At 64.5% G+C, this 24,498-nt stretch carries 17 protein-coding genes and 6 pseudogenes; 19 read left to right on the forward strand and 4 right to left on the reverse strand.

All coding sequences use genetic code 11. From position 1 onward, the window contains the following. Positions 1-84: 84 nt before the first annotated feature. Positions 85-158 (reverse strand): annotated as a pseudogene (pqqA, locus tag OMK73_RS12835) (pyrroloquinoline quinone precursor peptide PqqA). An 85-nt stretch (positions 159-243) separates the two neighbouring features. Between pqqA and OMK73_RS12840 the strand changes: the two are divergent. Then, positions 244-1,181: pseudogene (locus OMK73_RS12840) on the forward strand (alpha/beta fold hydrolase). A gap of 23 nt (positions 1,182-1,204) precedes the next feature. Further along, a complete protein-coding gene (locus OMK73_RS12845) occupies positions 1,205-2,140 on the forward strand; it encodes an MBL fold metallo-hydrolase (protein ID WP_267606354.1) in 936 nt (311 codons plus the stop codon). 85 nt (positions 2,141-2,225) lie between these two features. Here the strand turns inward: OMK73_RS12845 and OMK73_RS12850 are convergent. Continuing rightward, positions 2,226-4,279 (reverse strand): annotated as a pseudogene (locus OMK73_RS12850) (sigma-54-dependent Fis family transcriptional regulator). Between the two features lie 260 nt (positions 4,280-4,539). Here OMK73_RS12850 and pedF point away from each other — a divergent pair. The 3 genes and pseudogenes from pedF to OMK73_RS12865 all read left to right on the forward strand — a co-directional run bounded on the left by pedF (position 4,540) and on the right by OMK73_RS12865 (position 7,480). Beyond that, positions 4,540-5,018: pseudogene (gene pedF, locus OMK73_RS12855) on the forward strand (cytochrome c-550 PedF). Positions 5,019-5,139: 121 nt separating this feature from the next. Further along, entirely contained in the window at positions 5,140-6,033 is an 894-nt protein-coding gene (locus OMK73_RS12860; RefSeq protein WP_267602393.1) for a substrate-binding periplasmic protein, read from the forward strand. Between the two features lie 397 nt (positions 6,034-6,430). Continuing rightward, complete coding sequence (locus OMK73_RS12865) at positions 6,431-7,480, forward strand: patatin-like phospholipase family protein (protein ID WP_267602394.1); 1,050 nt, start codon at positions 6,431-6,433, stop codon at positions 7,478-7,480. A gap of 103 nt (positions 7,481-7,583) precedes the next feature. On the opposite strand, the gene OMK73_RS12870 is transcribed toward OMK73_RS12865, so the two are convergent. After that, positions 7,584-11,012: an adenylate/guanylate cyclase domain-containing protein gene (locus OMK73_RS12870; protein ID WP_267602395.1), complete on the reverse strand. Its 3,429-nt coding sequence runs from the start codon at positions 11,010-11,012 to the stop codon at positions 7,584-7,586. A gap of 383 nt (positions 11,013-11,395) precedes the next feature. Between OMK73_RS12870 and OMK73_RS12875 the strand changes: the two genes are divergently transcribed. The 13 genes and pseudogenes from OMK73_RS12875 to OMK73_RS12935 all read left to right on the forward strand — a co-directional run bounded on the left by OMK73_RS12875 (position 11,396) and on the right by OMK73_RS12935 (position 22,197). Further along, the gene (locus OMK73_RS12875; RefSeq protein ID WP_267602396.1) at positions 11,396-12,082 is read left to right on the forward strand and encodes a hydrolase; all 687 of its coding nucleotides are present in this window, start codon (positions 11,396-11,398) and stop codon (positions 12,080-12,082) included. Between the two features lie 749 nt (positions 12,083-12,831). After that, on the forward strand, positions 12,832-13,203 hold the full coding sequence (locus tag OMK73_RS12880; RefSeq protein ID WP_267602397.1) for a hypothetical protein: 372 nt from the start codon (positions 12,832-12,834) through the stop codon (positions 13,201-13,203). A 195-nt stretch (positions 13,204-13,398) separates the two neighbouring features. After that, positions 13,399-13,674, forward strand: a complete 276-nt coding sequence (locus OMK73_RS12885; RefSeq protein ID WP_267602398.1) for a hypothetical protein — start codon at positions 13,399-13,401, stop codon at positions 13,672-13,674. Between the two features lie 238 nt (positions 13,675-13,912). Continuing rightward, positions 13,913-14,383, forward strand: coding sequence for an SUF system Fe-S cluster assembly regulator (locus OMK73_RS12890; protein ID WP_267602399.1), 471 nt, complete (start codon positions 13,913-13,915; stop codon positions 14,381-14,383). Positions 14,384-14,406: 23 nt separating this feature from the next. Next, positions 14,407-15,854: pseudogene (gene sufB / locus OMK73_RS12895) on the forward strand (Fe-S cluster assembly protein SufB). Positions 15,855-15,928: 74 nt separating this feature from the next. Then, positions 15,929-16,699, forward strand: coding sequence for a Fe-S cluster assembly ATPase SufC (gene sufC / locus OMK73_RS12900; RefSeq protein WP_267602400.1), 771 nt, complete (start codon positions 15,929-15,931; stop codon positions 16,697-16,699). Next, the gene (gene sufD / locus OMK73_RS12905) at positions 16,696-18,024 is read left to right on the forward strand and encodes a Fe-S cluster assembly protein SufD (RefSeq protein WP_267602401.1); all 1,329 of its coding nucleotides are present in this window, start codon (positions 16,696-16,698) and stop codon (positions 18,022-18,024) included. The genes sufC and sufD overlap by 4 nt, the downstream gene beginning before the upstream one ends. Then, positions 18,021-19,289: a cysteine desulfurase gene (locus OMK73_RS12910; protein ID WP_324291724.1), complete on the forward strand. Its 1,269-nt coding sequence runs from the start codon at positions 18,021-18,023 to the stop codon at positions 19,287-19,289. The genes sufD and OMK73_RS12910 overlap by 4 nt, the downstream gene beginning before the upstream one ends. Then, a pseudogene (gene sufU / locus OMK73_RS12915) lies at positions 19,289-19,737 on the forward strand (Fe-S cluster assembly sulfur transfer protein SufU). Before OMK73_RS12910 ends, sufU begins: the two are co-directional and overlap by 1 nt. Positions 19,738-19,741: 4 nt before the next feature. Next, a complete protein-coding gene (locus OMK73_RS12920) occupies positions 19,742-20,110 on the forward strand; it encodes an SUF system Fe-S cluster assembly protein (RefSeq protein ID WP_267602402.1) in 369 nt (122 codons plus the stop codon). A gap of 1 nt (position 20,111) precedes the next feature. Next, entirely contained in the window at positions 20,112-20,432 is a 321-nt protein-coding gene (locus tag OMK73_RS12925; protein ID WP_267602403.1) for a Rieske (2Fe-2S) protein, read from the forward strand. A gap of 144 nt (positions 20,433-20,576) precedes the next feature. Further along, positions 20,577-20,768, forward strand: coding sequence for a DUF2905 domain-containing protein (locus tag OMK73_RS12930; protein ID WP_267606356.1), 192 nt, complete (start codon positions 20,577-20,579; stop codon positions 20,766-20,768). Between the two features lie 184 nt (positions 20,769-20,952). After that, positions 20,953-22,197, forward strand: coding sequence for a polyhydroxyalkanoate depolymerase (locus OMK73_RS12935; protein ID WP_324291725.1), 1,245 nt, complete (start codon positions 20,953-20,955; stop codon positions 22,195-22,197). A 529-nt stretch (positions 22,198-22,726) separates the two neighbouring features. Here OMK73_RS12935 and OMK73_RS12940 read toward each other — a convergent pair. After that, positions 22,727-23,581 carry an IclR family transcriptional regulator gene (locus OMK73_RS12940; protein ID WP_267602404.1) on the reverse strand — a complete coding sequence of 285 codons (855 nt, stop codon included), beginning with the start codon at positions 23,579-23,581 and terminating at the stop codon, positions 22,727-22,729. A 133-nt stretch (positions 23,582-23,714) separates the two neighbouring features. On the opposite strand from OMK73_RS12940, the gene OMK73_RS12945 reads away from it, so the two are divergent. Then, positions 23,715-24,491 carry an enoyl-CoA hydratase/isomerase family protein gene (locus tag OMK73_RS12945; RefSeq protein ID WP_267602405.1) on the forward strand — a complete coding sequence of 259 codons (777 nt, stop codon included), beginning with the start codon at positions 23,715-23,717 and terminating at the stop codon, positions 24,489-24,491. The last annotated feature ends 7 nt before the right edge of the window (positions 24,492-24,498 follow it).

The following is a 24,498-nucleotide window of genomic DNA, read 5'->3' on the forward strand; positions in this document are numbered from 1 at the left end:
AAGTCATGAGCAAAAAGCCCGCCAGCGAGAAGAAAGGCCCGCCGGGGCGGGCCTTGCCGGGACGGCACGGTCAGGCAAACGTGATCAGCGGTTGGCGATATACATCGTGATCTCGAAACCCAGGCGCAACTCTTTGTAGGAGGGGTGGTCCAGTTCATGTCTCTTCCTTTGGGTGGCATGGTTAATGAATGCATCATCGGTTCTTCTTGCGGCGATCGCCGCGTTATCTCCGAGGCAACATCCATGCCCACAACGCCGGCGTCAACATCCTGCATTTTTCTCCGTACGCGGGATGGCCACCGCGTGCATGTGAGGCAGGCCGGCCTCTCCACGGGCGAGCCCTGGCTGGTGCTGCACGGCGGGCCGGGCAGCGGCTGCAGCCCGTCGATGCTGGCCTGGTTCGATTTGCCGTGGCACCGTGTGGTGATGCCGGATCAGCGCGGGGCGGGGCGCTCGCGGCCCGCCGGAAGGCTGCGCCGGAACACCGAGGGCGCGCTGCTGGCGGACCTGGAGCAACTGCGCGAGGCGCTTGGCATTCCGCGCTGGGGCGTGGTGGGCGGATCCTGGGGGGCATCGCTGGCGTTGGCCTATGCCGCGCGCTTTCCAGCGGCGGTGGCAGCCCTGGTCTTGCGGGGGACGTTCCTGACCGGGCGTGACGACATCCATCGGCTTTTTCACCGCGCCATGGTGGCGCCGGCATGCTGCGCCGCGTCACGGGACAAGGCGAGCGCGTGTCGGATGCCCGGGCGCGCCTGCTCACTGTATCCAGGGTGTTGCAAAGTGGTACGACTGTTCAAAAACTGGACACTGCGGGACACTGGCAGCGCATCGAGCGACACTTGCTGGGCCTTGGCCCGATGCGGCCGGGGCGGCGGCAGCCGTGGCGCGAGCGCATGGCGGTGGTGGACAAATATCGGGTCCAGGCGCACTACCTGCGCCGCCGCGCCGGGCTGGGCAAGCCGGCGCTGCTGAAGGCGGCGGCGGAGATCGGCTCGCGGGAGGCGCCGGTGACGCTGCTGCATGGCCGCGCCGATGCGGTCTGCCGGCCAGCCAATGCCCTGCGTTTGCAGGCGGTCATGCCCCGGGCACGGATGGTCTGGGTACCCGGCGGACACCTGGCTTCAGGTGCCATGGCCGAGGCCGTGCGCACCGCCATCCGCGACTCGGGCTGGCAGCGGTGACGGATCCCGCCCGCCGGGGTTTCATGGGCGCCCTGCTGGCGATGGCGCTCAATGGCGCCGGCCCGGCCGCTGCCGCTGGCCGTGTGGTGCTGGACCGGTTGCAGCCGGGTGTGTATGTAGCTCGTGCCGGCAATGCCGAGGTGGCGCGCGCCAACGCCGGGGAAGTGGTGCCGACCCTGGTCCATGTGACCGGCGCTGGTGTGCTGGTGGTCGATCCGGGCCCGCACCTGACCTGGGGGAACGGTTTGCTGGCGGCGATCCGGGCTGTGACCCCCGAGCCGGTGCTCTGGGTGGTTAACACCCATGCGCATCCGGAGAACGTACTGGCCAACGCCGCCTTGGCGTGCCTGCGGCCGCGCCCCGTGTTCCTGGCGTCGGCAGCCACCGCCAGCCTGATGCGGCAGCGCTGCGAGGCGTGCCTGGCCAGGCTTGCCGAGCAACTGGGGCCGGCCGTCATGCGAGGCACGCAGATCGTGCTGCCGGACCCCGCTTTGCGGCATGGCGACCGGCTGGCTACCGGCGGCACGGCATGGGAGGTACAGGTCCACGCGGCGGCACACAGCGCTTCGGATACGGTGCTGTATGCACCGCGGCGGCGGCTGCTATGCGTGGGCGGTCTGGCTTACCGCGAACGCGTTCCGGAGATGCAAGAGGCTTCCTTGCAGGGCTGGCGGCGCGCGCTTCGTGCACTCTCGGTCCTGCCGGCCGATGTCGTGGTGGGCACCGCGGTGGGGACGCCGGCGCAGATGTTGGCGCCGACGCTGGCTTATCTCGATGCGCTGGCCGCGGGCATTGCCGGCGCGCTGGCAGCGGGCGGCGATGCGGCGCGGATGCCCGGCCCGGCGGCAGGCAAGCCCTACTGCCGTTGGCGCTATTTCGCTTCGCGCCACCCCTTGAACGTGCAGCACGCCTGGCGCGAGCTGGAGGACCTGTGGATGCACGGCGAGCCGCTGGCCTGAGCGCCACCCGCGGCGTAGCGGGTGTTGGGGGCAAGCGCGCACGGACCGCGCCCCACCAGGGGTAGCGACCGGCGCTTGGGGGCGCTCAGCCTTCGTGATGGGGCAGCGCGCTGGCCTCATCCATTTTCCGGTAGACCGTGTTGCGCGAGATGCCCAGCGCCTTGGCCGCTGCGGAGATATTGCCGTGGTGCGCCTTGACCGCGGCGATGACGGCCAGCGATTCGACGTCGGCCAGGCGGGTCGGTTGGGCGCGGGGCGCCATTTCCAAGGCGCGAGTGCGATCCGGTGGGGCGTCCGGTGCCACCGCAGCGCCGGGGGCACGCTGGCGACCCGGCGCGCCTGCCGGTCTTCCAGGAAGTCATCGGGCAGGTGGTCCTCTGTGATCTCGGTCTCGCCTTCGGCCATCAGCCGCGCGGTGCGCAACAAGTTGCCAAGCTGGCGGATATTGCCCGGCCAGTGATAGGTGCGGAACATCTCCATCACCGATTCACTGATGCGCAGGACACTGGCTTCCTGGCCCATGTGCAACAACTTGTTGGCCACCACATCAAGGTCGCTGCGTTCGCGCAACGCCGGCAACCGCACCACGAGGCCGTTCAGGCGATAGTAAAGGTCTTCCCGGAACAGGCCATTTGCTACCTGATCGCGCATATTGCGATTGGTGGCGCAAACCACCGAAACATCGACATGGATCACCTTGCTGCTGCCCAGCGGCGTGATCGCGCGCTCCTGAAGCGCACGCAGCATGCGCGCCTGCAGGTGCAGCGGCATATCGCCGATTTCGTCGAGGAATAGGGTGCCCCCGTTGGCGAGCAGCATCTTGCCGATGCCGCCCTTCTTGCGGGCGCCGGTGAAGGCGCCTTCCTCGTAGCCGAACAGCTCGGATTCAATCAGCGTCTCGGGAATCGATGCGCAGTTGACCGCAATGAAGGGCCCGGCATGGCGCGGGCTGTCGGCGTGGATGGCGCGCGCCAGCAGTTCCTTGCCGGTGCCGGTTTCCCCCAGCACCATAACGGGAATATCCTTGCCCATTACCTTACGCAGCTTGGTGATGACGCCTTTGATCTGGGCGTCGCCGGTGTCGAGGTCGTCCAGGCCGGCGCACCGCTGCGCCGGGGCTGTGGCCGGGCGGCGGGGCAGGGCGGCGGCTTCATGCATGCCGTGCGCTTCCCGCGCCTCGGCACCGCCACTGTCGATGGCACCGCCGGGGACGGTGGCAGTGGATGCCTTCCACTGAATGCGCGCACTGACCTTGACACCGCTCGGAAGCGGCAAGCGTACTATGCCTGCGGGCGCCCTGCGCTCTGTGTCGAACAATTGCGACATCGACAGGCCGAACAGCGAAGAGAACGTGTGCGCGTGCAGTGCGCTAACCGACAACCCGAGCTGGAACTGCGCGCTACGGTTGGCGGAGAGGAAGCGGCCGCCCGGCGTAAAGGAGGCGATGCCTTCGACCAGGGTGCCGATGAACTCGGCGCGGGAGTGGAAGCGCACGCAGACCATGTCCTGGAAGGCATTGGCGAAGAGCTGGTTCTCGATCATTTGCGCGGACATCCGCACCAGCGCCATGGTGTGCTTGTGGAATCCGCGCTGATCGCCCGTTACATCCAGCGCGCCGACGGTCTTGCCGTAGGCGTCGAGGATGGGCATGCAAGAGCAGGTGAGGAAGCGGTTGGCCTCCAGGAAATGCTCCGCGCCGTGTACCAGCGTGGCCTTGTTCTCGGCCAGCGCGGTGCCGATGGCATTGGTGCCGCGGCTTTCCTCCGACCACAGCGCTCCGGGCTGCAAGGCCACCTTGTTGGCCTTGGCCAGGAAATCGTCATCGCCCAGCGAGTGCAGGATCAGGCCGGCGGCGTCCGTCAGGATCACCATGCTCTGCGTGTTGACGATCTGGTCATAGAGCGTCTCCATCACCGGCAGAGCGTAGGTGAACAGCGACTGGCTGCGCTCTATCTGGGTCTTCAGCTCGCTCTGCAGCACCGGGCAGAAGTCTGGCGACTCATAGGGACGCAAGCCATAGGACTCGGAACGCTGGTGGGCCTGGGCGATCAGGTCGGGCCGGTTGCCCTCCTCCGCGCTGCCCGATGCGGCCGGCGTGGCGACGGGCTCATGCTGGCCGGCGGCCGCTTGGAAAGTCATTTTCTGTCTCCTGTGGAAATCGCCCGCGATCTGTGCGCGGGTCGCGCCGGGTCCTGGCGTGGTCGACAGGGCCCGGAAGTGTTGCGTCATGAAGCAAAACGCTTGCCAGGTGTTGCATTCCAGGGCACTTGTTCAGGAATGCTGCGCTGCACGCCAGCCATTTTTCGGGGCCGGGGCCGGTTTATGGCCCACATTGCGCTTGGTATGGCTTTTGCGGAAGTCACCTCCAAAACATGGTTCAACGACTGGAGGTGACCCTGATGAAAACACCACGCCGCATGCTTGTCCTGATCTCGGTCTGCACGCTTTTGTCCGGGGCGATCCCCGCGACTGTCTCCGCCCATGGCGACGTCACGCCGCAAGCCGTGGATACCAAGACACTACCGCAACTAGGCGAGCCATGGCGTCCGGATAATCCATACCGGACCGGAGATGCGCAGCAAGAAGCCATGCGTATCGGTACGTCGGCCTACAATCAGAACTGCGCGCGCTGCCATGGGCTGGAAGCGGTGTCGGGCGGCATCGCGCCGGACCTGCGCAAGCTCGACGGCGATTGCACGTCGCTGGCCGACGCGAAGAAGAAGCAGGCGTGCATGGGCGAGATCTCGCAGTACTTCACCACCACCGTGCGCAAGGGCGCACGCGCGACGGCCGGGTCTACATGCCGCCGTTCGAAGGCGTGCTGAGCCAGGAAGCGGTCTGGGCGATCAAGACCTATCTGGAATCGCGGCGTGAATAAGGGTGTTGGCCGGCCGGCGCCCAAGGGCGTTGAGCCGGAAACGGGACGGCATTGCCGGCCTGATCCAGGAATGACTGGATTCACGGATTCACGATCAATACAAGAGACCAGGAGACTTCCCATGCGCGCCTGTCCTGTCCGGGACGCCGCTCCGTCCAAGCCCGTCCCATTGCCTTCCCGTCGCCTGGGCGGCGCCCTGTTGGCGCTCGCAGCGCTGCTTTGCGCACAGCCCTCGCTCGCGGATATGGCGAAGATCCGCCAGAGCGGTACCTTGAAGGTCGCGGTCTATAAAGGCCTGCCGCCATTCTCTACCGAGCAGGGCAACCCGCTGCCCGGCATTGACGTCGCGCTGGCCAAGGCCCTTGGCAAGCAGATGGGGCTGTCCGTATCGCTGCTGCCCTTCGATGCCGATGAGAACATGTCGGACGACTTGCGCAGTATGGTCTGGCGTGGCCACTACCTGGGCTACGGGCCGGCGGACGTGATGCTGCATGTGCCGGTCGACCGCGCGTTCATGCGCGAGAACGACAAGGCGCTGATCTTTGCGCCTTACCACCGCGAGATGTTCGTGCTGGTTCATGACCGGGAGCGCATTCCCGAGGTCCGGCACCTGGGGGACCTGGCCGGCCAGCCGACCGGCGCGGAGGCGGGCTCGGCCGGCGCCAACGCTCTGCTGTCAGGGGCGCAGGGCGCGCTGCGCGACAAGGTGAAGATCTATGCCGGAGCCGATGTGGCCCTGCGCGCGTTGTTTGCCGGCGAGATCGCCGCTGCAATGGTCACGCGCTCCCAATACGAAAGCGCACTGAAGGCGTCCGGCCAGTCTGCCGCGCGCTTTGCCACGGTGGACGTGGCTTCGCCACTGCTGCCCGCGCGCGGCTGGGCCATCGGCATGGCCGTCAAGGCCGACGAGCGCGAGCTTGCCGATTCGTTGCGCAACGCGCTGGATGAGATCCGCCGCAGCGGCGAGCTGCAGCAGATCTTCGCGCAGTACGGTGTGTCGTGGCAAACGCCATGAGTTTCTCCTGCTGTTGGGCGTGCGGAACTCGACCTGGCATCAAGTGAGGATGGCCAAAGGGTAGGGCGCGCAGCCTCTCAAGATCATGACCGTTGGAGTGATCGAGCGCAAAGCGGTGCCAGCGGCTCGGCCTGTAATGGTCCTCTGGCGCGTGACTCGGAAATGACCTTGGGCGCCGGCTGCCACCTGACTACTCGAACGTCACATCTTTACTACACTTCAGGAGAGCGGATCCCGTCATCCGACGCAATGCTGGAAGTCTTGTTTGGCGGGCCTCCATCAGCGTTGGTCCCGAGCTAACGCTCGAGCAAGCGCTGGTTGCGACACGCCACGCTACACCCGCGCAAGCCGGTACCCGGCGGGTATGCTCCGGTCCGCTTCACTAGGGAGCTTTGGGATGGCTGGGAATATCCGTCGGCAGACCGGTAACGGCGAACAAAAGCCAATCGCACTCGCTTTGCAAGGCGGCGGGATGCACGGTGCGTTCACGTGGGGAGTCCTTGACCGGTTGCTCGAAGATGGGAGATTTGCCATCGAAGGCGTCAGTGCAACGAGTGCGGGGGCGATGAATGCCGCCGTGCTCGCCTACGGTTTGCTGCAAGGCGGGCACGACCGGGCGCGCGAGGCGCTGCACGAATTCTGGCTCGCCATCGCGCAATCGGCAGAGCGGTATAGCCCGCTGCGTTGGATGCCGTGGCTGAAAGGGTCGCATAGCTTTGGGCTGAACCACTCGCCCTTGTACGCGATGGCGGACATCGTTCTTCGTATCCTGTCGCCATACCAGTTCAATCCCGATAACATGAATCCGCTGCGGGATGTGCTGGAGAAGCAGGTCGATTTTGCGGTGTTACGCAAGCAATGCCCGATACAGCTTTATCTGTGTGCGACCAATGTCGAGACCAGCAGAATACGCATCTTTTCGAGCGAGGACATTTGCGTTGAAGCCGTGCTGGCTTCTGCCTGTCCGCCAACCCTGTTCCAGGCTGTGTCAATCGATGGTGAATATTTTTGGGATGGCGGCTATGTTGGAAATCCGGCTATTTTCCCGCTGATCTATCACTGCAATACAAGCGATGTCGTGATTGTCCACATCAATCCGATCGTACGCCGTGGCGTGCCTACCACTGCCGCCGAAATCCTCAATCGCGTCAACGAAGTGAGCTTCAACTCATCGCTCATGCGAGAGATGCGCGCAATTGCCTTCGTGACTTCGCTCATCCAGCGAGGCAAGGTCGAGCGGGGCGAGATGAAGGAAATGCTGATTCACTCAATCAGGTCCGATGAGACGATGAGCGCTCTCGGCGTGTCGAGCAAGTACAACGCCGACTGGGACTTCCTTTGCGACCTGCGTGACAAGGGGAGGACTCAGGCCGATGCATGGATCAAGGAAAACTACGAGAATGTTGGCCAGCGCTCGAGCATTGACATCGGAAAGGAATTCCTGTGAGGATTACGATTGGGCCACCGATGAATTGGCAGGGTCACTCACGGGGCCACCGGATCGTCATTGGTGGGTAGTCCCCCACTCACCAATCGGGAGGGCCATCGCTTCAGGCCAGATCAGCCAGTAGTGTCTTGGCTTGTTGCCAGTCGGCGACGTCAAAGCCCTCGCTGAAGGCTCCATGGATCGCGCTCAGGGTCTGGCGCGCGGCGTCCATCTTTCCCTGGCGTCGCCATAGCTGGGCCAGGCTCAGCGCGGCTTGCAACTCCAGTGACCTGGCACCCTGATCGCGGGCGACGGCGATTGCCTTGTGAAAACAAGCCTCAGCGTCTTCGTGGCCGGCGAACGCGCGGGATCCCGCGCTCGCCTGCTGGAGTATCAGTTCGCCTTTGAGCCGATGCAGCGTCGCTTCGTCAAGCCGCTCTCCCGTCTCTTCCGTCAAGGCTAGAGCCTCGGTCAGCGCCTCCAATCCGGCGTGGAGGTCCCCGGCTGTCCGATAGGCTTCAGCGAGCAGAGCCAGGAGGTTCGGCCTTCCCAGTGCCGCGCCAGTCACCTCGTAGGCGGTGAGGCCCTGGTGAATCTGGGCAATCCCCTGCTCATGCCTACCGTGTTCGGCCAGCGCCCAGCCTTGCAGGACGGTTCCCCACGCGAGATAAATGGGAAACCCCTGATCACCCGAGACAGCGATGGCGGCCTCGGCGTACTCGCGGGTCAATTGCACCTCACGCCGACATCGGTGCACTTCGGCCGCGAAGACAAGGCAAAGCGCGAGGTTAAAGGCGTCAGGGCGCTGCTTGGCCAGGGTCAATGCCTCCTGGCAGCGCGTGCGAGCCAGATCCGGCAGGCCCAGATACCAAAGAATCCAACCCAACGTGCTCCTGGCATGGACGGCTGGGTCTCGCCCGTAACCCAGAAGAAAGGCATAGGCCGGCTGGTCCGGGCGGTGCAGTGCCAGTACCTGCTCCATGTGGCTGCGGGCCACACCGAGCTGGCCCAGACGGAATGTGGTCGCCCCGAGTACACGATGCGCCTCCGCGAGCTGCTCCGGCTTCTGCGTATCCAGAGCCATGCCAAGCAGCCGTTCCCCAAGCGGCTGCGCAACTTTGTACCGCGCCCGCAATTGATAGAACGCCCATAGTCCAAGCTGCGCCGAGAAGAAAGATGGCGTTTGCCCACCTTGTTCGCACAATGCCAGCGCGCGCCTGTAAGTTGCCTCCACTTCCGGGGCGGCCTGACCCCGGGTGGCTATCAAGGCCGGCCCGAGCGTTAGTAGCAGCGTGAGTTCCTCGCATGCGCGCTCGGGCGTGTCGGGCAGTCGCTTGAGCAATTCAACGGCTGTGCTGAGGTGATGCATCGCTTCGACCTGGGCAGAACGCTCGAGGGCCTGCTGGCCGGCACAGTGCAGGTAGTTCACTGCCTTCGGGATGTTGCCGCTATGGCTGTAATGGTGTGCGAGCTCGCTGCAGTAGTCCTTTAACCGACTCCCGAACAGGGTCTCGATGGCCTCGGCGGTGCGCTCGTGCAGCGCGCTGCGCCGCTCGGTAAGCAGGGAGTTGCCGGCAACTTCCTGAGTGAGTGCGTGCTTGAAAGCGTACTCCACATCCGGGAATGCGGGTCGCTCGTAAATGAAATCGCCCGCCTGCAGGTCGGCGAGAAGAGGGCGCAGCTTGTCGTCATCCAGCGCGGTGACGTGCTGGATGAGACTCAAGGGAAATTCCTTGCCGATCACGGCCAGGCTCTGCAGCAGTTCCTTCTGGACGAGGGGGAGCCGATCGATGCGGGCTGCAAGCACGCCCTGGACGGTGGTGGGGATATGCAGTGAGGTAGGCGCCGTCTCAATGCGGTAGCACCCAGGCTGGCCAAGCAGGGCCTTCTCCTCGACCAGGGTCTGGACCACTTCCTCCATAAAGAATGGGTTGCCTTCGGTCTTGTCCAGGATGAGCCGTTTCAGGGGCGCGAGAGCGCGATCATCGCCAAGCAGCGCGGTGAGCAGTCCCTGGGCTTCGGTCGGACCCAGAGGCTCCAGATGCAGTTGGACGTAATAGCGCCTGGGGTCCCAGTCATGGGAGTACTCCGGACGGTAGTTGACAAGCAGGACGATCCTCGCCCCCGGCACGTAGTCGATGAGGATATTGAGGAAGGCCTCGGTTTCGCTGTCCAGCCATTGCAGGTCTTCGAAAAGGAGTTCGAGCGGCTGGTTGAGGCTTTCGCGGACCAGCAGGCTTGCAATCGCTTCGAACGTGCGCTGGCGCCGGATGGCAGCGTCCATGGTCGGCAGTGCTGAGCCGGGCTCGAAGGATCCGAGCAGGTAGAGCAGGTAGGGCAAATGGTCTTCCAGCGCCCGCTCCAGGGTGAGTAGCTTGCCAGTGACCTTCTCACGGCAGCTTCGGTCGTTGTCCTGCGGGGTGATTTGAAAGTAATTTCTTAGCAGCTCGATCAGCGGCAAATAGGCAAAGGCCTTGCCGTGCGAAACCGAGAACGTCTCCAGCACAAGGCAGCCTTGTTGTGATCGTGCCTTGAACTCGTGGAATAGCCGCGATTTTCCTACCCCGGCCTCGCCCACCACCCCGACGACTTGCCCATGCCCTGCCTTGGCAAGCTCCAAGGCGTTGTGCAATTGTTCCATTTCGCTCTGGCGTCCCACAAAGCGGGCCAGACCGCGGTGCGCCGCCACTTGCATGCGCGTGCGCAATGCCCCGAGGCCCAGCACCTCATAGACCGCAAGCGGATCCCGGACGCCTTTTACGTGGGTGGTCCCTAGCGCCTTGAATTCGAAATACCCCTCGGTGAGCTTATGGGTAGACTCGCTGACGAGGATGGACGCCGGTGTGGCAATGCCTTCCATGCGCGAGGCGATGTGGATTGTGTGGCCCACAGGATCGTAGTCCGTGTGCAGGTCGTCCGTGCGGATCGAGCGCACCAACACCTCGCCGGTGTGGACACCGACGCGGATCTGAAGCGGTATGCCTTTGTCCAAACGCACTCGGTCACTGTGACTACGCATCGCTTCCTGCATGCGTAGCGCTGCGAATAGTGCCCGCAGGGCATGGTCCTCGTGGGCAATGGGGGCGCCGAACAGGGCGAGAATGCCGTCACCCAGGAACTTCGCTACGTAGCCCTCATAGTGGTGCACGGCCCCCATCATTAGCGTCACGACGGGGTCGATCAAGTGACGCGCCTCCTCGGGATCCAGGTCCTGGATCAATGCCGTCGAGCCAGCCATATCGGCGAACAGCGCCGTGATGGTCTTGCGTTCGCCGTCCGTCCCTCCCCTGGCTTCCATGGCCGCCTGCTCCGCCCGGATGCGCTCGGCCAGATGGGGAGGTGTGTAGTGAACAGGGGCCGAAGCGGCGGACTTAGGCACTGGAAGCGACTCTGACGGGTCGCCGTTCAGGGGCGAGCCACATGCGCTGCAGAAATTTGCGGCAGGGCTGGACTCCTCGCCACAACGCGGGCAGATGCGTGCAAGCTTGGCCCCGCAATGCTCGCAGAAGTTGGCCCTCGCGAGGTTCTCGCCCCCGCAATCTGTGCAGCGCATATCGCCTCCTGACTGCAATCGCCTGCCTCAGATGATTAGACGCGTCATTGGCTTCGTTAGCAAGGCGGGGGCCCGATGGCCCTGGCGCAATGAATTGCGAGTGGCGAGGATTTTTCTGTTGGCGGTGACGGGAGTTTGTCGTTCCCCTGCTGCGCCGAGCCAGCCGGGCAGCATGAGGTGAAGGGAGCAGGCGCGCCGTTAGCGCGGCGTCCCGGGCTCATTTTGGCGCACCCTAATATTCATCAATAAAATTGAACAACTACTCCGACGAATTCATCACTTAACCATCGTTCTCTGCCATAAAGTTCAATCCATGGACGGCGCAACAACAAAGATGACGTTCTAAATAATTCAATCAAATGGACAAGCAGAGGGAAAAGATCATGACCAACGCCAAGCTCGAAGTGCTGACCCCGGACAACAGCCAACTGATCTTCATCGACCACCAGCCGCAGATGGCCTTCGGCGTGCAGTCGATGGACCGCCAGGCGATGAAGAACAACGTGGTGGGCCTGGCCAAGGCCGCCCGCATCTTCAACATCCCCACGGTCATCACCACGGTGGAGAGCGAGTCCTTCTCCGGCTACACCTATCCCGAGTTGCTTGACGTATTCCCCGGCCAGAAGACGCTGGAACGCACCTCGATGAATTCGTGGGACGACCAGAAGGTGCGGGACGCGCTGGCCGCCAACGGCCGCAAGAAGATCATCGTGGCCGGTCTGTGGACCGAGGTCTGCAACACCACCTTCGCGCTGTCCGCGATGCATGACAGCGACTACGAGATCTACATGGTGGCCGATGCCTCGGGCGGCACCAGCAAGGAAGCGCACGACTACGCCATGCAGCGCATGGTGCAGGCCGGCGTGGTGCCGGTGACCTGGCAGCAGGTGCTGCTCGAATGGCAGCGCGACTGGGCCCACCGCGACACCTACGACGCGGTGATGAAACTGGTCAAGGAACACTCGGGCGCCTACGGCATGGGCGTGGACTACGCCTACACCATGGTGCACAAGGCCGCCCAGCGCACCGCCACGCCGCACGAGTCCATCGCGCCGGTGCCGGCCCGCTGACAGGGCGACAGGCGTGGCGGCCTATCAGCGGGGCCGCTGCGCCGGGAGTGCGGCGCCCATGATGCGCAATCTGATGGCGTGCGCATCCCCCCAAGAGAGGGGAGGTCGGCGCTATTTTCCAAGTCGGGGGATCGTCGTGGCCGCTGCAGCGCATCCCGACAGCCCGCGATGCCATCGCCGGCGCAGCCGACCATGCCTGTGCGCAGGCCGAAGGCGGTGTATCCGCGTCGGATCATGCGAGCACCGCGGTCTTTTGCTGACTATTCTTTGCAATTGATGTTGGTCAGGGCTGGTAGCCTGTTTGCCCCCAACATCTGCATCCGATCTCCGACCCATGACAACCATTCTCGCCATCGCCGTTGCTTGCGGCGCATTTCTCAGGCTCTGCGTCGCGTCTCCTTATGAAGGGGCATTCGGGCTGGATAGGTGCGATGTGGGCGGCCTCAGCGAGGTCCCGGCGCAGGGGCACGATAGTGACGGTGACGGTCAATGGCCGTGCGCTCGGGGCATGGCTGCGGATCATTGTCCGCGTTGATGGTTAGCATGGCGAAGCCGAACACATCTGCACTGGCCTCGCCAGCCCACGCGCGCCTCAGGCCGGCGAAAAGCAAACTCGCGCGCGCAACTAACCCACCTCGGTGTCGATGGCAAGGCTGGTAAATGCCCGTTGCAAATTCGAACAGAATGTTAGGTACCTCGGCGCTACAGTGGCCATTCCCATGCCTGAAGGCATTTTAGGAGGTACACGAATGAAGCAACATCTGGCGAAATCCCTGTTGATGGCTGGCGCGATGATCGCGTCCTACCCGCTGTTCGCGCAGCAAGCCCAGCCCATTCAGCCGACCCAGCCGATGCCAACGACTCAGCCGATGCAATCCGCCCAACCTATGCAAGCCATGCCCTCGGCAGCGCCTTTGGCCCAGGGGGCGCTGCCAGCCGCACGCGATCCCTATGCGCAGGATGCCGGACAGTCGGCTCCGCCGGCTATGGCGCCCGCAGCAGTCGACCCGACGCTGGCCGGCAGCCCCAGCCCGGCAATGGACCCCGCCAGTATGAGCCTGGCACCCGATGCACTCGGAACGCGCCTTGGCCAGCGCAATCCGTTCCTCGACGGCGCCTGAGCACCTCGCAGCCTTCTTGCACGCTGAAATTCTGGACTGTCCAGGGCGCATTGGCCCTGGGGTCCTGGCCCCTCGGCGTCCCGACCATCTGGCCGGGTGCCCGTGGCGGTCAAGTGGCCAATCACGACGCGGCAGTCGCCTTGGTAGCGCGTATCGAGGGCCATGCTAGGATCGTGTCGGTCATTGGGAGATGTCATGGTTCAGAAGCTATTCGAAGAACTACCGGTGGACGAGCAAGAGGACTTCGAGTCGGCGTGCAAGAAGCATGGCCGGATCCGCGAAGAATTTACGATCGTCTTTGACGAAGGCAACCCTTCCAAGGACGGCGTAAGCCCCATTTCCCGTGAGGTGACCGTGGCGGCAAATCTCACCGGTGCCCGCCAACACTACGCTGTTGGAAGCGGTACGTCCTGGACCGTCGAGTTCGAGCGAGACCTCGATCGCGGTTTTTTCTGGGAAACCTACGACTAGTCCAAAGGTCTCCTCCCATCACCTCCATCACCTCCATTGAGTCCACATAGAGGGCGATCATCCGAATAAGGGTCTCCGCCGATCCCCTGCGGCCGACATCCTTTGACTGCCGGCCGAGCCACGCGTGACTTGCCGGATCGATAAGCGGTGGACTGGACGTCGCATCGCCGCGGAGCCCTTCACAGGAACTATACAGAACCAATTCAGTTCTAATTAGCAACGATAGTTTGGGGTGAAGATGCTCAGACTAAGCAAACTGACCGACTACGGCACGGTGATCATGACGCACATGGCGCGGGAGCCGGGCCGGATCTGCAGTGCCGCCGAGGTTGCGGCCGAGATTGGCGTGTCGATGCCCACCGCGAGCAAGATCCTCAAGATGCTTGCGCGGCAAAAGCTGCTGCATTCGCTGCGCGGCGCGAAGGGCGGTTACCTGCTGGCACGGCCGCCGCAGGAGATCTCGATCGCGCAGGTGATCGACGCCATGGAAGGCCCTGCCGGCATGACCGAATGCAGCATTGCAGCCGGCTTGTGTGCCCAGGAAGGAACCTGTTCCATCCGTGCGAACTGGCAGCGGATCAGCCTGGCGATCTTTCATGCCCTGGATGGCGTAACGCTGGCGGACATGACGCAACCGACGTTGCATCCGGTCGATATCGGCACGCTGCACGCCTGGAAGGCGTCAGGCCGCAAGCAGGCGTTCGAGTGACGCATGGCAATCGAAGGCAGAACATGGCAACCCCGGCGCACAAGCTCGACGAACTGATCAGCCAAGGCTATCAGCACGGTTTCTACACGTCCGTGGCAACGGACACGGTGCCGTGCGGGCTGAACGAGGACGTGATCCGCATGATCTCGGCCATGAAGGACGAGCCGGAATTCATGCTTGACTGGCGCCTCAAGGCCTATCGTCACTGGCTGACGGTGTCCGAGCCGCACTGGGCGACAGTCAGGCACCCGCCCATCGACTACCAGGCCATTGCTTACTATTCCGCGCCAAGCTCCCAAAAGGCCGGGCCCAAGACGCTGGACGAGGTCGATCCAGAGCTGCTGCGCACCTACGAGAAGCTGGGTGTGCCCCTGCGGGAACGTGAGTTGCTCGCGGGCGTCGCCGTGGATGCGGTATTCGACAGCGTCTCGGTAGCCACCACATTCAAGGCGAAACTGGGCGAGCTCGGCATCATTTTCTGTTCGTTCTCGGAGGCGGTGCGCGAGCACCCCGAGCTGGTGCGGCAGTACCTCGGCACGGTCGTGCCCTACACCGACAACTACTTCGCCACGCTCAACTCGGCTGTGTTCAGCGACGGGTCGTTCTGCTATATCCCCCCGGAGTACGCTGCCCGATGGAGTTGTCCACTTACTTTCGCATCAATGCCCAGAAGACCGGTCAGTTCGAGCGTACCCTGATCATTGCCGACGAGGGCGCTTATGTCAGCTATCTGGAAGGCTGCACCGCCCCGATGCGCGACGAAAACCAGTTGCATGCCGCGGTGGTGGAACTGATCGCGCTGGAGGATGCGCAGATCCGCTACGCGACAGTGCAGAACTGGTATCCGGGCGACAAGGAAGGCAAGGGCGGTATCTATAACTTCGTGACCAAGCGCGGCGACTGCCGTGGCGCCCGTTCGAAGATTTCATGGACCCAGGTCGAGACCGGATCGGCCATTACCTGGAAGTACCCAAGCGTGATCCTGCAGGGCGACGACTCGGTTGGGGAGTTCTATTCCGTGGCGCTGACCAACCACTACCAGCAGGCCGACACGGGCACCAAGATGACCCACCTCGGCAGGAATACCCGGAGCACGATTCTCTCCAAGGGCATTTCGGCCGGCCACGGCCAGAACGCATACCGTGGGCTGGTGAAGATGGCGAAGAGCGCCAGCGGCGCGCGCAACTACTCGCAGTGCGACTCGCTGTTGCTGGGCGACAAATGCGCGGCCCACACCTTTCCGTATATCGAGGTGAAGAATGCCACTGCCCGCGTCGAACACGAGGCCTCCACCTCGCGCATCGGCGAGGACCAGCTGTTCTATTGCCAAAGCCGCGGCATCGGCCCCGAAGACGCGGTATCGATGATCGTGAACGGCTTTTGCAAGGAAGTGTTCAAGGAACTGCCGATGGAGTTCGCGGTGGAAGCACAGAAGCTGCTGGGCGTCAGCCTGGAGGGAAGCATCGGCTAGGGAGCGCGCGGGCCGCGCCGCCTCGGAGCCGCATTGGCGTCACGTCGGAGCCACATTGGAGCAACAAGCCAGCCATGCTTGAAATCCGTAACCTGCACGTCTCAGTCGACGACAAGCCCATCCTGCACGGCATCGACCTTACCGTGAAGGCTGGGGAGGTGCACGCCATCATGGGCCCCAACGGCTCCGGCAAGAGCACCCTTGCCCATGTGCTGGCCGGGCGGGACCGCTACGTCGTGAGCGCGGGTGAAGTCCTCTACGACGGCGCGAACCTGCTGGGCATGCCGCCCGAAGAGCGGGCACGCGCGGGCGTCTTCCTGGCCTTCCAGTATCCGGTGGAAATCCCCGGCGTCTCGAACATCTATCTGCTCAAGGCGGGGCTCAACGCGATCCGCAAGCATCGCGGCGAACCGGAACTGGATGCCATGGACTTTCTCGCGCTGGTCAAGGACAAGCTCCGGCTCATGGAGATGGACCCAAGCCTGCTTTACCGCTCGGTGAACGAAGGCTTCTCCGGTGGCGAAAAGAAGCGCAACGAGATTCTGCAGATGGCGGTGCTGGAACCCCGGCTCGCCATTCTCGACGAGACCGACTCCGGCCTCGACATCGACGCGCTCAAGATCGTCGCCAGCGGCATCGGCGCCATGCGCGGCCCGCAGCGCGCCATCGTGCTGGTTACCCACTACCAGCGGCTGCTCAACTACATCGTGCCGGACCGGGTGCACGTACTGGCGCAGGGCCGCATTGCCAGGTCCGGCGGGCCCGAACTGGCGCTGGAACTGGAGCATCATGGCTATGTGGGAATGGAGGCGCAGGCCTTCACCGTTACGGAGGCGTCGGCATGAGCGCAACCGGGGTGGAACACTATCTTGCCGAGTTCGCCCGCGTCGAGGCTGCGTTGCCCGGCCGGCGGCTGCCCTGGCTCGCGCGCATGCGCCAACAGGCGCGGGAACACTTCGCGCAAGCCGGGTTTCCGACGCTGCGCCATGAGGACTGGAAATACACCAGTGTGGCCGCGATCGAGAGGAGCCGCTTTACCGCAGGGCCGACGCAGTCCGACGCCAAGCCGGAGGCCCTGGCTGCGCGGATCGAGTCGCTCGCCTTGCCCGGCGCGCACCTGATGGTATTCCTCGACGGCCACCACCAGCCGCAATGGTCGCGCATCGGCATGCTGCCAGCAGGGGTTGAACTGCTCAGCCTCGCCGCCATGCTGGAGCGCACGCCCGAGCCTGTGGAAGCGCTGCTTTGCCGCGGCGTGAGCGACTACCCGTCCGGCTTTGCCGCTTTGAACACCGCGTTCATGGTCGATGGCGCTTATATCCGCCTGGCCGCAGGCACCACGCCCGACCAGCCGATCCACCTGCTGTTCATCGCCACGGCACCGGAGCTGGTCACCCATACGCGCAATCTCGTGATGGCGGAAGCAGGCAGCCGTGTCTGCATTGTGGAACACCACGTGGGTGTGGACGGCCTCGCTTATTTCACCAACAGCGTCACCGAGATCGTTGCCGCGCGTGACGCGCAGGTCGAGCATCACAAGGTGCAGCAAGAGAGCCTCAAGGCGTTTCACATTGCCGGCGTGAATATGGACCAGCAGCACGGCAGCCGCTTCACCTCCAGTGCCTTCGCCCTGGGCGGCGCCCTGGCGCGGGCCGACATCCAGGTCGGGCTGAACGCCGAGCGCGCCGAATGCTCGCTCGACGGGCTGTACATGACCGGCGGGCGGCAGCATATCGACCACCACACGCGCATCGACCACGCCAGGCCGCAAGGCAAGAGCCGCGAGTTCTATAAGGGCGTGCTGGCCGGCGCCTCGCGCGCCGTGTTCAACGGCAAGGTGGTGGTGCATCCCGATGCCCAGCATACCGATGCGCACCAATCCAACCGCAACCTGCTCCTGTCCGAGAACGCCGAAGTCGATACCAAGCCACAGCTGGAGATCTACGCCGACGACGTCAAATGCAGCCATGGCGCCACCGTAGGCCAGCTCGAACCCGACCAGATCTACTACCTGCGTTCGCGCGGGCTGGACGACGCCTCGGCGCGGGCCCTGCTGACTTTCGCCTTCGCGGAAGAGATGGTCAACCGGCTAGGCCTGAGCTCCTTGCGCACGCGGCTGGAGACGCTCTTGCGCGGCCACTTGCCCGAGCCCGTGAAGGTGCTGACATGAGCACGGCCGCGCATGGATTCAGCGCCCTGTGGGGCACGGCCCCGGCCGCGGGCCTGGACGTCATGCGGCTGCGCTGGGATTTCCCCATCCTGCGGCAGACGGTCAACGGCAAGCCGCTGGTCTATCTGGACAACGCAGCCACCAGCCAGAAGCCACAGAGCGTGATCGACTGCGAGGCACATTACTACGCCGCGCTCAATGCCAACATCCATCGTGGCGTGCACACCTTGAGCCAGCGCGCGACCGATGCCTACGAGGCGGCGCGCGACGCGGTGCAAGGCTTGATCCATGCGGCCCGGCGCGAGGAGATCGTGTTCGTGCGTGGCGCCACGGAGGCGATCAACCTGGTGGCGGCCAGTTACGGACAACGCCTGCGGCCCGGCGACGAGATCCTGGTCAGCGCGATGGAGCACCATTCCAATATCGTGCCGTGGCAACTGGCGTGCGAGCGCACGGGTGCCATCCTGCGGGTGGCGCCGATCAACGACGCGGGCGAACTGCTGCTGGAAGAATTCGAGCGCCTGCTTGGCCCCCGCACCAGGCTGGTTGCAGTGACCCATCTCTCCAACGCCCTTGGCACGGTCAACCCGGTGCGGTACCTGATCGAACTGGCGCATGCCAGGGGCATTCCGGTACTGGTCGATGGGGCCCAGGCCGTGCCGCACTTCAAAGTCGATGTGCAGGCACTGGATTGCGATTTCTACGCATTCTCGGGGCACAAACTCTACGGCCCCACTGGCGTTGGCGTGCTCTACGGCAAGGCCGCGCTGCTCGATGCCATGCCGCCTTACCAGGGCGGGGGCGACATGATTCGCGAAGTCACTTTCCACAAGACCACTTACAACGACCTGCCCTTCAAGTTCGAGGCCGGCACGCCCAATATCGCCGGCGTAGTCGGCCTGGGCGCCGCGATCGACTATGTGAGTGCGGTGGGCCTGGACGCCATCGCGGCCCACGAGCACGCGCTGCTCGCCTACGCCACCGGGCAGGCGGCGCAGATTGCCGGCCTGCGCATCATCGGCACGGCGGCGGACAAGGCGAGCATTCTCTCGTTCGTCCTGGATGGCGTGCATCCCCATGACGCAGGCACCATCCTCGACCTGGAAGGCGTGGCGGTCCGTGCGGGCCACCATTGCGCGATGCCCGTGATGGAGAGGTTCGGCGTGCCTGCCACGGTGCGTGCGTCCTTCGCGCTATACAACACGCGGGAGGAGGTGGATGCGCTGTTGCGCGCCGTGCGCAAGGCGCAGGAGGTATTTGCCTGATGTCCGATCTGCTCGATCTTTACCGGGAAGTTGTGGTCGACCACAGCCGCTCGCCGCGCAATTGCAAGCGGCTGATGGGCGCGAACCGCAGCGCCGAGGGGTTCAACCCCTGTGCGGTGACCGGCTGACGCTGTACCTGAAGGTCAGCGACGGCGTGATCGAGGATGCGAGCTTCGAGGGTTCCGGCTGCGCCATCTCCACCGCCTCGGCATCGCTGATGACCGAGGCGCTCAAGGGTAAGACCGAGGCGCAGGCACAGGCGTTGTTTTCCGGCTTCCATGCGCTCGTGACCGGATCTGGCCCGGCGCAGGCCGGCGCGCCGCTGGGCAAGCTGGCCGTGCTGGGCGGCGTACGCGAATTTCCGGCGCGTGTGAAGTGCGCGACGCTGGCCTGGCATGCCATGCACGCCGCCTTGCAAGGCAGCGCCCAGCCGGTCTCGACGGAGTGATGCGATGAGCATGATCGATTGGCTGCGCAAGGCCGAGGCACACGAAGCCAGGCTCGAGCCTGGCCCCGATACGATGGAGGGACGGGTGATAGAGGCGCTGCGCACCGTCTATGACCCGGAGATCCCGGTCAATATCTACGACCTGGGCCTGGTCTACAGCCTGTCCGTGGACGAAGCCGCCGGCAAGGTGGGCATCCGCATGACGCTGACCGCGCCGGGCTGCCCGGTGGCGCAGACCTTCCCCGGCGTGGTCGAGAGTGCCGTCATGGAAGTCGGCGGCGTGGACGAAGTCGAGGTTGAACTGGTATGGGATCCGCCCTGGTCGCGAGAGCGGATGAGCGAGGCGGCGCGGCTGGAACTGGGGTTGCTCTGAAATGAGCGAATGGATCGATGTCGCTCCGGCCGACGAATTTGCGCCCGGGACGTGCCGCAGCGTTGACGTCGACGGGCTGCAGGTCGCGGTATTCAATGTGCGCGGGAGCTACTACGCCGTCGAGGACATGTGTTCCCACGAGGCGGAGCCGCTATGTGGCGGCGACATCGAAGGCGAGGAAGTCGTCTGCCCGCGCCACGGTGCGCATTTTTCCCTCATCACGGGGGCGGCGCTGTCCCCGCCGGCTTACGACCCGGTGGCGATTTTCCCGGTCCGGGTCGTGGACGGCAAGGTACAGGTCAAGGATGATCGCTGGGACTAGGGGACAACGTGCTGCTTCTCCAATCCGAAATCCCTCTTCAGCTTTCCAGGCAGAAGATCCGGCTCACGGTCGCGCGCTTTGCGACATCGGCGAGAGCGGATACCGTCAACTAACCAACATGCGAAAGGCGCTCCCATGTCGCGCATGCTTATCGGCCTCGGCCTGATCCTGGTAGCTGGAGGACTCCTCTGGCCCTGGCTATCCGGGCTCGGACTCGGTCACTTGCCCGGGGATATCGTGATTCATCGCCATCACTTTCACCTCTACCTTCCCTTTACGACCTCGCTGCTCCTCAGTGCGGCGGCATCGTTCATTCTTTGGTTAATAGGTCGGTGAAGCGGGCGCTTGGCCTGTTACCCGGGTGTCGGCGCGTGATTGCGGCAGGAACCGCGCCTGGTTGACCTGGTCTTCCCCGAAGCCTGCCCCTCATAGGACCGAACAGCCAGCCCTCGGGCTGTGGCGTTGTGGTTTGGCCTTGTGCCGGCGCTGGTCCGGCATATATTGAAAGTCCTTCCAGCGCATGCTTCCAGAAGCCCGTATGCTCTACCAGTTCATCGAGTATCAGCGTTCACTGATCGAGCCGTGGACGGCGTGGGCGGCGCAGGCCACCAACGCGTTCACCGACCGCGACTGCTTTCTTGCCCATATTCCGGGGGCGTCCTGCTTCGCCGCGAGCTATGAAATGCTCTACCGTCTAGGCAAGACATATGGGAAGCCCGCCTTTGGCATCACCGCGTTCGACGCGGACGGCCGTGTCGTGGCTGTGGACGAGCAGGTCGTGCTGGAGCGGCCATTTTGCCGTCTGCTGCGCTTCGCACACGACCCGGTTGCCGCGCCCGGACGAAAGCCGGCCGTGCTGGTGTGCGCGCCGCTGGCGGGCCATCATGCCGTGCTGCTGCGTGAAGTCGTGGAAATGCTGCTGCCCGCCCATGAGGTCTATGTGACGGACTGGCGCGATGCGCGCTACGTACCCGTGGCCGAGGGGCCGTTCCGCCTGGACGACTGCGTCGGCGAGATACAGGCGTTCATCCGGCATATCGGCGGGCAACGCCTGCACGTGCTTGCCGTCTGCCAGGCGACCGTGCCTGCATTGGCGGCGGTTTCTCTCTTGGCCAGCGCTGGCGAGCCGACACCAAGAAGCCTGGTCCTCATTGGCGGCCCGATCGACGCCCGCAGCAACCCGACTGCGGTCGGCAGCCTGGCGGCCCGCCAACCGCTGGCGTGGTTTGAACGCAACCTGATCTACGCGGTACCGGCCCAATATCCCGGTGCGGGCCGCAAGGTGTACCCGAGCTTCCTGCAACATGCCGGCCTGGTGATGGCGCACCCGGCGCGCATGGTGGGTGCGCAATGGGACTACTATCTCGATCTGCTCCAGCGTGACGCGGAGCACGCCCAGGCACACCGGCGCGCTTGCGATGAATACAACGCGGTGCTCGACATGGCGGCCGAGTTTTACCTGGACACCATCCGCATCGTGTTCCGCGAGTTTCAGCTAGCCCGCAGCAGTTGGAACGTGCGGGGGCAGGCCGTGCGGCCACAGGACATCCGCGACACCGCGCTGCTCACTGTCGAGGGAGAGTTGGACGACATTGCCGGCCGCGGGCAGACCCAGGCTGCGCACGAATTGTGCAGCGGCATCGCTGCGTGCCACAAGCGGCATATCACGGCACGCCAGTGCGGTCACTATGAGCTGTTCTCCGGGCCGTCGTGGCGCAGCGAGGTCTATCCCCGCGTCCGCGATCTGATCCGGCAATACGCCTAGCAGCCTGGTGCTGTGCCTGCCGACCCGGCGGGGCGCTTCCCTGATGAGGGAGGGGGAGGACAGGCCGGCCCGCGCCTTGTCATCGTGCCTGCCACATGGGACCGCAGAAGGCGAAAAAACCGGAACTGTGCGGGGGTGCCCATTCCGGTTTCGCGCAGCGTGCGCGTAAGTGGTGCAGCAACGCTGCGAGGGGCAATTTAAACATATCAAGATCTGATATAGACGTCTCTTAATTCACATGTTGTTGCATGCCAACGCTGAATAGCGATTTCATGTCCGGCACGTGCGGATTTCTCCATATCTGGACGCCGAGATGGCAAGCAAGCTTTGCTCTAACCTGGCGGGCTTTCGAGCGCGTGGACGGCGCCGGGTTCAGCGCAGTGGCCGGAAAGCCGCACGTACCTCGGCGCCTCCCGTCCGGCTTTCGGTAGATCGGGGGCCAGATCAGGTCGTGCGACGACATGACTCGGTGATGCGACAAAGCCACCGCGCTGTGCGATCAGGTAGCGCGCTACGCCGGCCGTCATGCTTACTCCACGCCATCCTCCACCCCGCATGACACGCTGATCTTCTCGATCAGACCGAGCAGTAGCGGCGCATAGCGCGCCACATCGCGCGGCTTTTCGCTGGGCTTGTGCGGGAAGCTGATGTTGAGTCCGTACCACTGGTGGTCCGGCCCGCGGAACGCCGCGCCCACGGCGGTCAGGTGGCCCGGCTGGTAGTTGGCGGTGCAATAGCCTTGCGCCTGGGCCTGGGCAATGCCGCGCGACAGTTCCTTGTGCAAGGCCGGCCATTCGTCGCCGGCCTTTTCCGCGATCCGTGCAAGGAAATTGTCGCGCACGCCGGCTGGCACCGCGGCCAGCCACGCCATGCCGATCGAGGTCAGTTCCATTGGGATCCGCGTGCCGGGCGCCACGCGCCGGGTGCGCGACACGCTGTCGCGGCTGTGGCGCACCGCGGCCAGGTAGACCATGGCGGTCTGGTCAGGCACGGCCAGGCCGACATTGACCTTTTCCGCCTCGGCGATCTCGCGCATCAGTGGCAGGGCGATATCAGGCACCGCGGTGGCATGGTGGAAGGCGTCCGCGAGGCTCACCACCACGGCCGCCAGCCGGTAGGCGCGCTCGGTGGTGTCATAGCGCAGGAAGCCGCCGTCCACCAGCGAGCGCGTCAGGCGGCTGACGGTGGAGCGCGGCAGACCGGTGCGCGCGGCCAGGTCGGCATTGGTCAGGCTGGACGAGCCGACGCGGAACGCGCGCAGCAGCATCAGGCCACGTTCGAGCGACTGACTGCCTTCGGTCTGGCGCGTGAAGCGGCCGGTACTGTGGGTGAGCGCGCGGGTCGAAGGCAATTTGGCGCGGGAATCCGGGTGGGAATCAGGCATGCAGTTGGCGGCGGCCCCGGCAGTCCATCGCCGATGGTGCTGCAATTAATTTCAGTATCCGAAATTATAGTGTAGCGCGGCAAGGCGCATCGGCGAATACTGGGTGCCTGTCCACTTCCCGGAGCCCTTCGCCATGACCTCGGCATCCACCCCCGAAATCGTCCTGACACGTGACCAGCACGTTGCGCAGATCGAGATCTCCCGCCCGCCCCACAATTTTGTCGACGCCGATGTCATGCGCCGGCTGGCAGAAGCGCTGCTGCAGCTCGACGAGGACGACAGCTGCCGCGCCGTTGTGCTGTCGTCCGGCGTGGGCGCCTTCTGCGCCGGGGCCGATTTCAGCGGCGCCGACCAGGGCAGCGTCTCGCGCGATCCGTCGGCCTTCTACGCGCAGGCCATGAAGCTGTATCGCAACCGCAAGCCCATCGTGGCGGCGGTGGAAGGTGCCGCGATCGGCGCGGGGCTGGGCCTGGCGCTGGTGGCGGATTTCCGCGTCACATGCCGCGAAGCGCGCTTTTCCGCCAGCTTCAACCGGCTCGGCTTCCATCCCGGCTTTGGCATGAGCGTGACGCTACCGCGCCTGGTGGGCGAGCAGCAGGCCGCGCTGCTCTTGTACACGGGCCGGCGCATCGGCGGCGAGGAAGCGGTGCGCATCGGTCTGGCCGACGAACTGGTGGCGCAGGCCGAGGTGCGTGCCCACGCGCTGGCGCTCGCGCACGATATCGCGGCCTCGGCGCCGCTGGCCGTGGAAAGCACGCGCGAGACGCTGCGCCTGGGCCTGGCCGATCGCATCGTGGAGGCTAACCAGCGTGAGCTGGCCATCCAGCGCGTGCAGTTCGCCACCGCGGATTTCCGCGAAGGCGTGGCGGCGATGGCCGAGCGCCGCGCGCCGGTCTTCCAGCGCCGCTGAGGGGGCC

The organism is Cupriavidus sp. D39 (genome assembly GCF_026627925.1).
Lineage (GTDB): Bacteria > Pseudomonadota > Gammaproteobacteria > Burkholderiales > Burkholderiaceae > Cupriavidus > Cupriavidus ulmosensis.

Coding starts and splice junctions, on each gene's coding strand:
- OMK73_RS12885 (WP_267602398.1), top strand. CDS start 13,399: ATGGTTCAGAAGCTATTCGAAGAACTACCGGTGGACGAGCAAGAGGAC.
- OMK73_RS12910 (WP_324291724.1), top strand. CDS start 18,021: ATGAGCACGGCCGCGCATGGATTCAGCGCCCTGTGGGGCACGGCCCCG.
- OMK73_RS12940 (WP_267602404.1), bottom strand. CDS start 23,581: ATGCCTGATTCCCACCCGGATTCCCGCGCCAAATTGCCTTCGACCCGC.
- OMK73_RS12875 (WP_267602396.1), top strand. CDS start 11,396: ATGACCAACGCCAAGCTCGAAGTGCTGACCCCGGACAACAGCCAACTG.
- OMK73_RS12920 (WP_267602402.1), top strand. CDS start 19,742: ATGAGCATGATCGATTGGCTGCGCAAGGCCGAGGCACACGAAGCCAGG.
- OMK73_RS12935 (WP_324291725.1), top strand. CDS start 20,953: ATGCTTCCAGAAGCCCGTATGCTCTACCAGTTCATCGAGTATCAGCGT.
- OMK73_RS12945 (WP_267602405.1), top strand. CDS start 23,715: ATGACCTCGGCATCCACCCCCGAAATCGTCCTGACACGTGACCAGCAC.
- OMK73_RS12925 (WP_267602403.1), top strand. CDS start 20,112: ATGAGCGAATGGATCGATGTCGCTCCGGCCGACGAATTTGCGCCCGGG.
- OMK73_RS12865 (WP_267602394.1), top strand. CDS start 6,431: ATGGCTGGGAATATCCGTCGGCAGACCGGTAACGGCGAACAAAAGCCA.
- sufC (WP_267602400.1), top strand. CDS start 15,929: ATGCTTGAAATCCGTAACCTGCACGTCTCAGTCGACGACAAGCCCATC.
- OMK73_RS12845 (WP_267606354.1), top strand. CDS start 1,205: ATGGGCGCCCTGCTGGCGATGGCGCTCAATGGCGCCGGCCCGGCCGCT.
- OMK73_RS12890 (WP_267602399.1), top strand. CDS start 13,913: ATGCTCAGACTAAGCAAACTGACCGACTACGGCACGGTGATCATGACG.
- sufD (WP_267602401.1), top strand. CDS start 16,696: ATGAGCGCAACCGGGGTGGAACACTATCTTGCCGAGTTCGCCCGCGTC.
- OMK73_RS12860 (WP_267602393.1), top strand. CDS start 5,140: ATGCGCGCCTGTCCTGTCCGGGACGCCGCTCCGTCCAAGCCCGTCCCA.
- OMK73_RS12870 (WP_267602395.1), bottom strand. CDS start 11,012: ATGCGCTGCACAGATTGCGGGGGCGAGAACCTCGCGAGGGCCAACTTC.
- OMK73_RS12880 (WP_267602397.1), top strand. CDS start 12,832: ATGAAGCAACATCTGGCGAAATCCCTGTTGATGGCTGGCGCGATGATC.
- OMK73_RS12930 (WP_267606356.1), top strand. CDS start 20,577: ATGCTTATCGGCCTCGGCCTGATCCTGGTAGCTGGAGGACTCCTCTGG.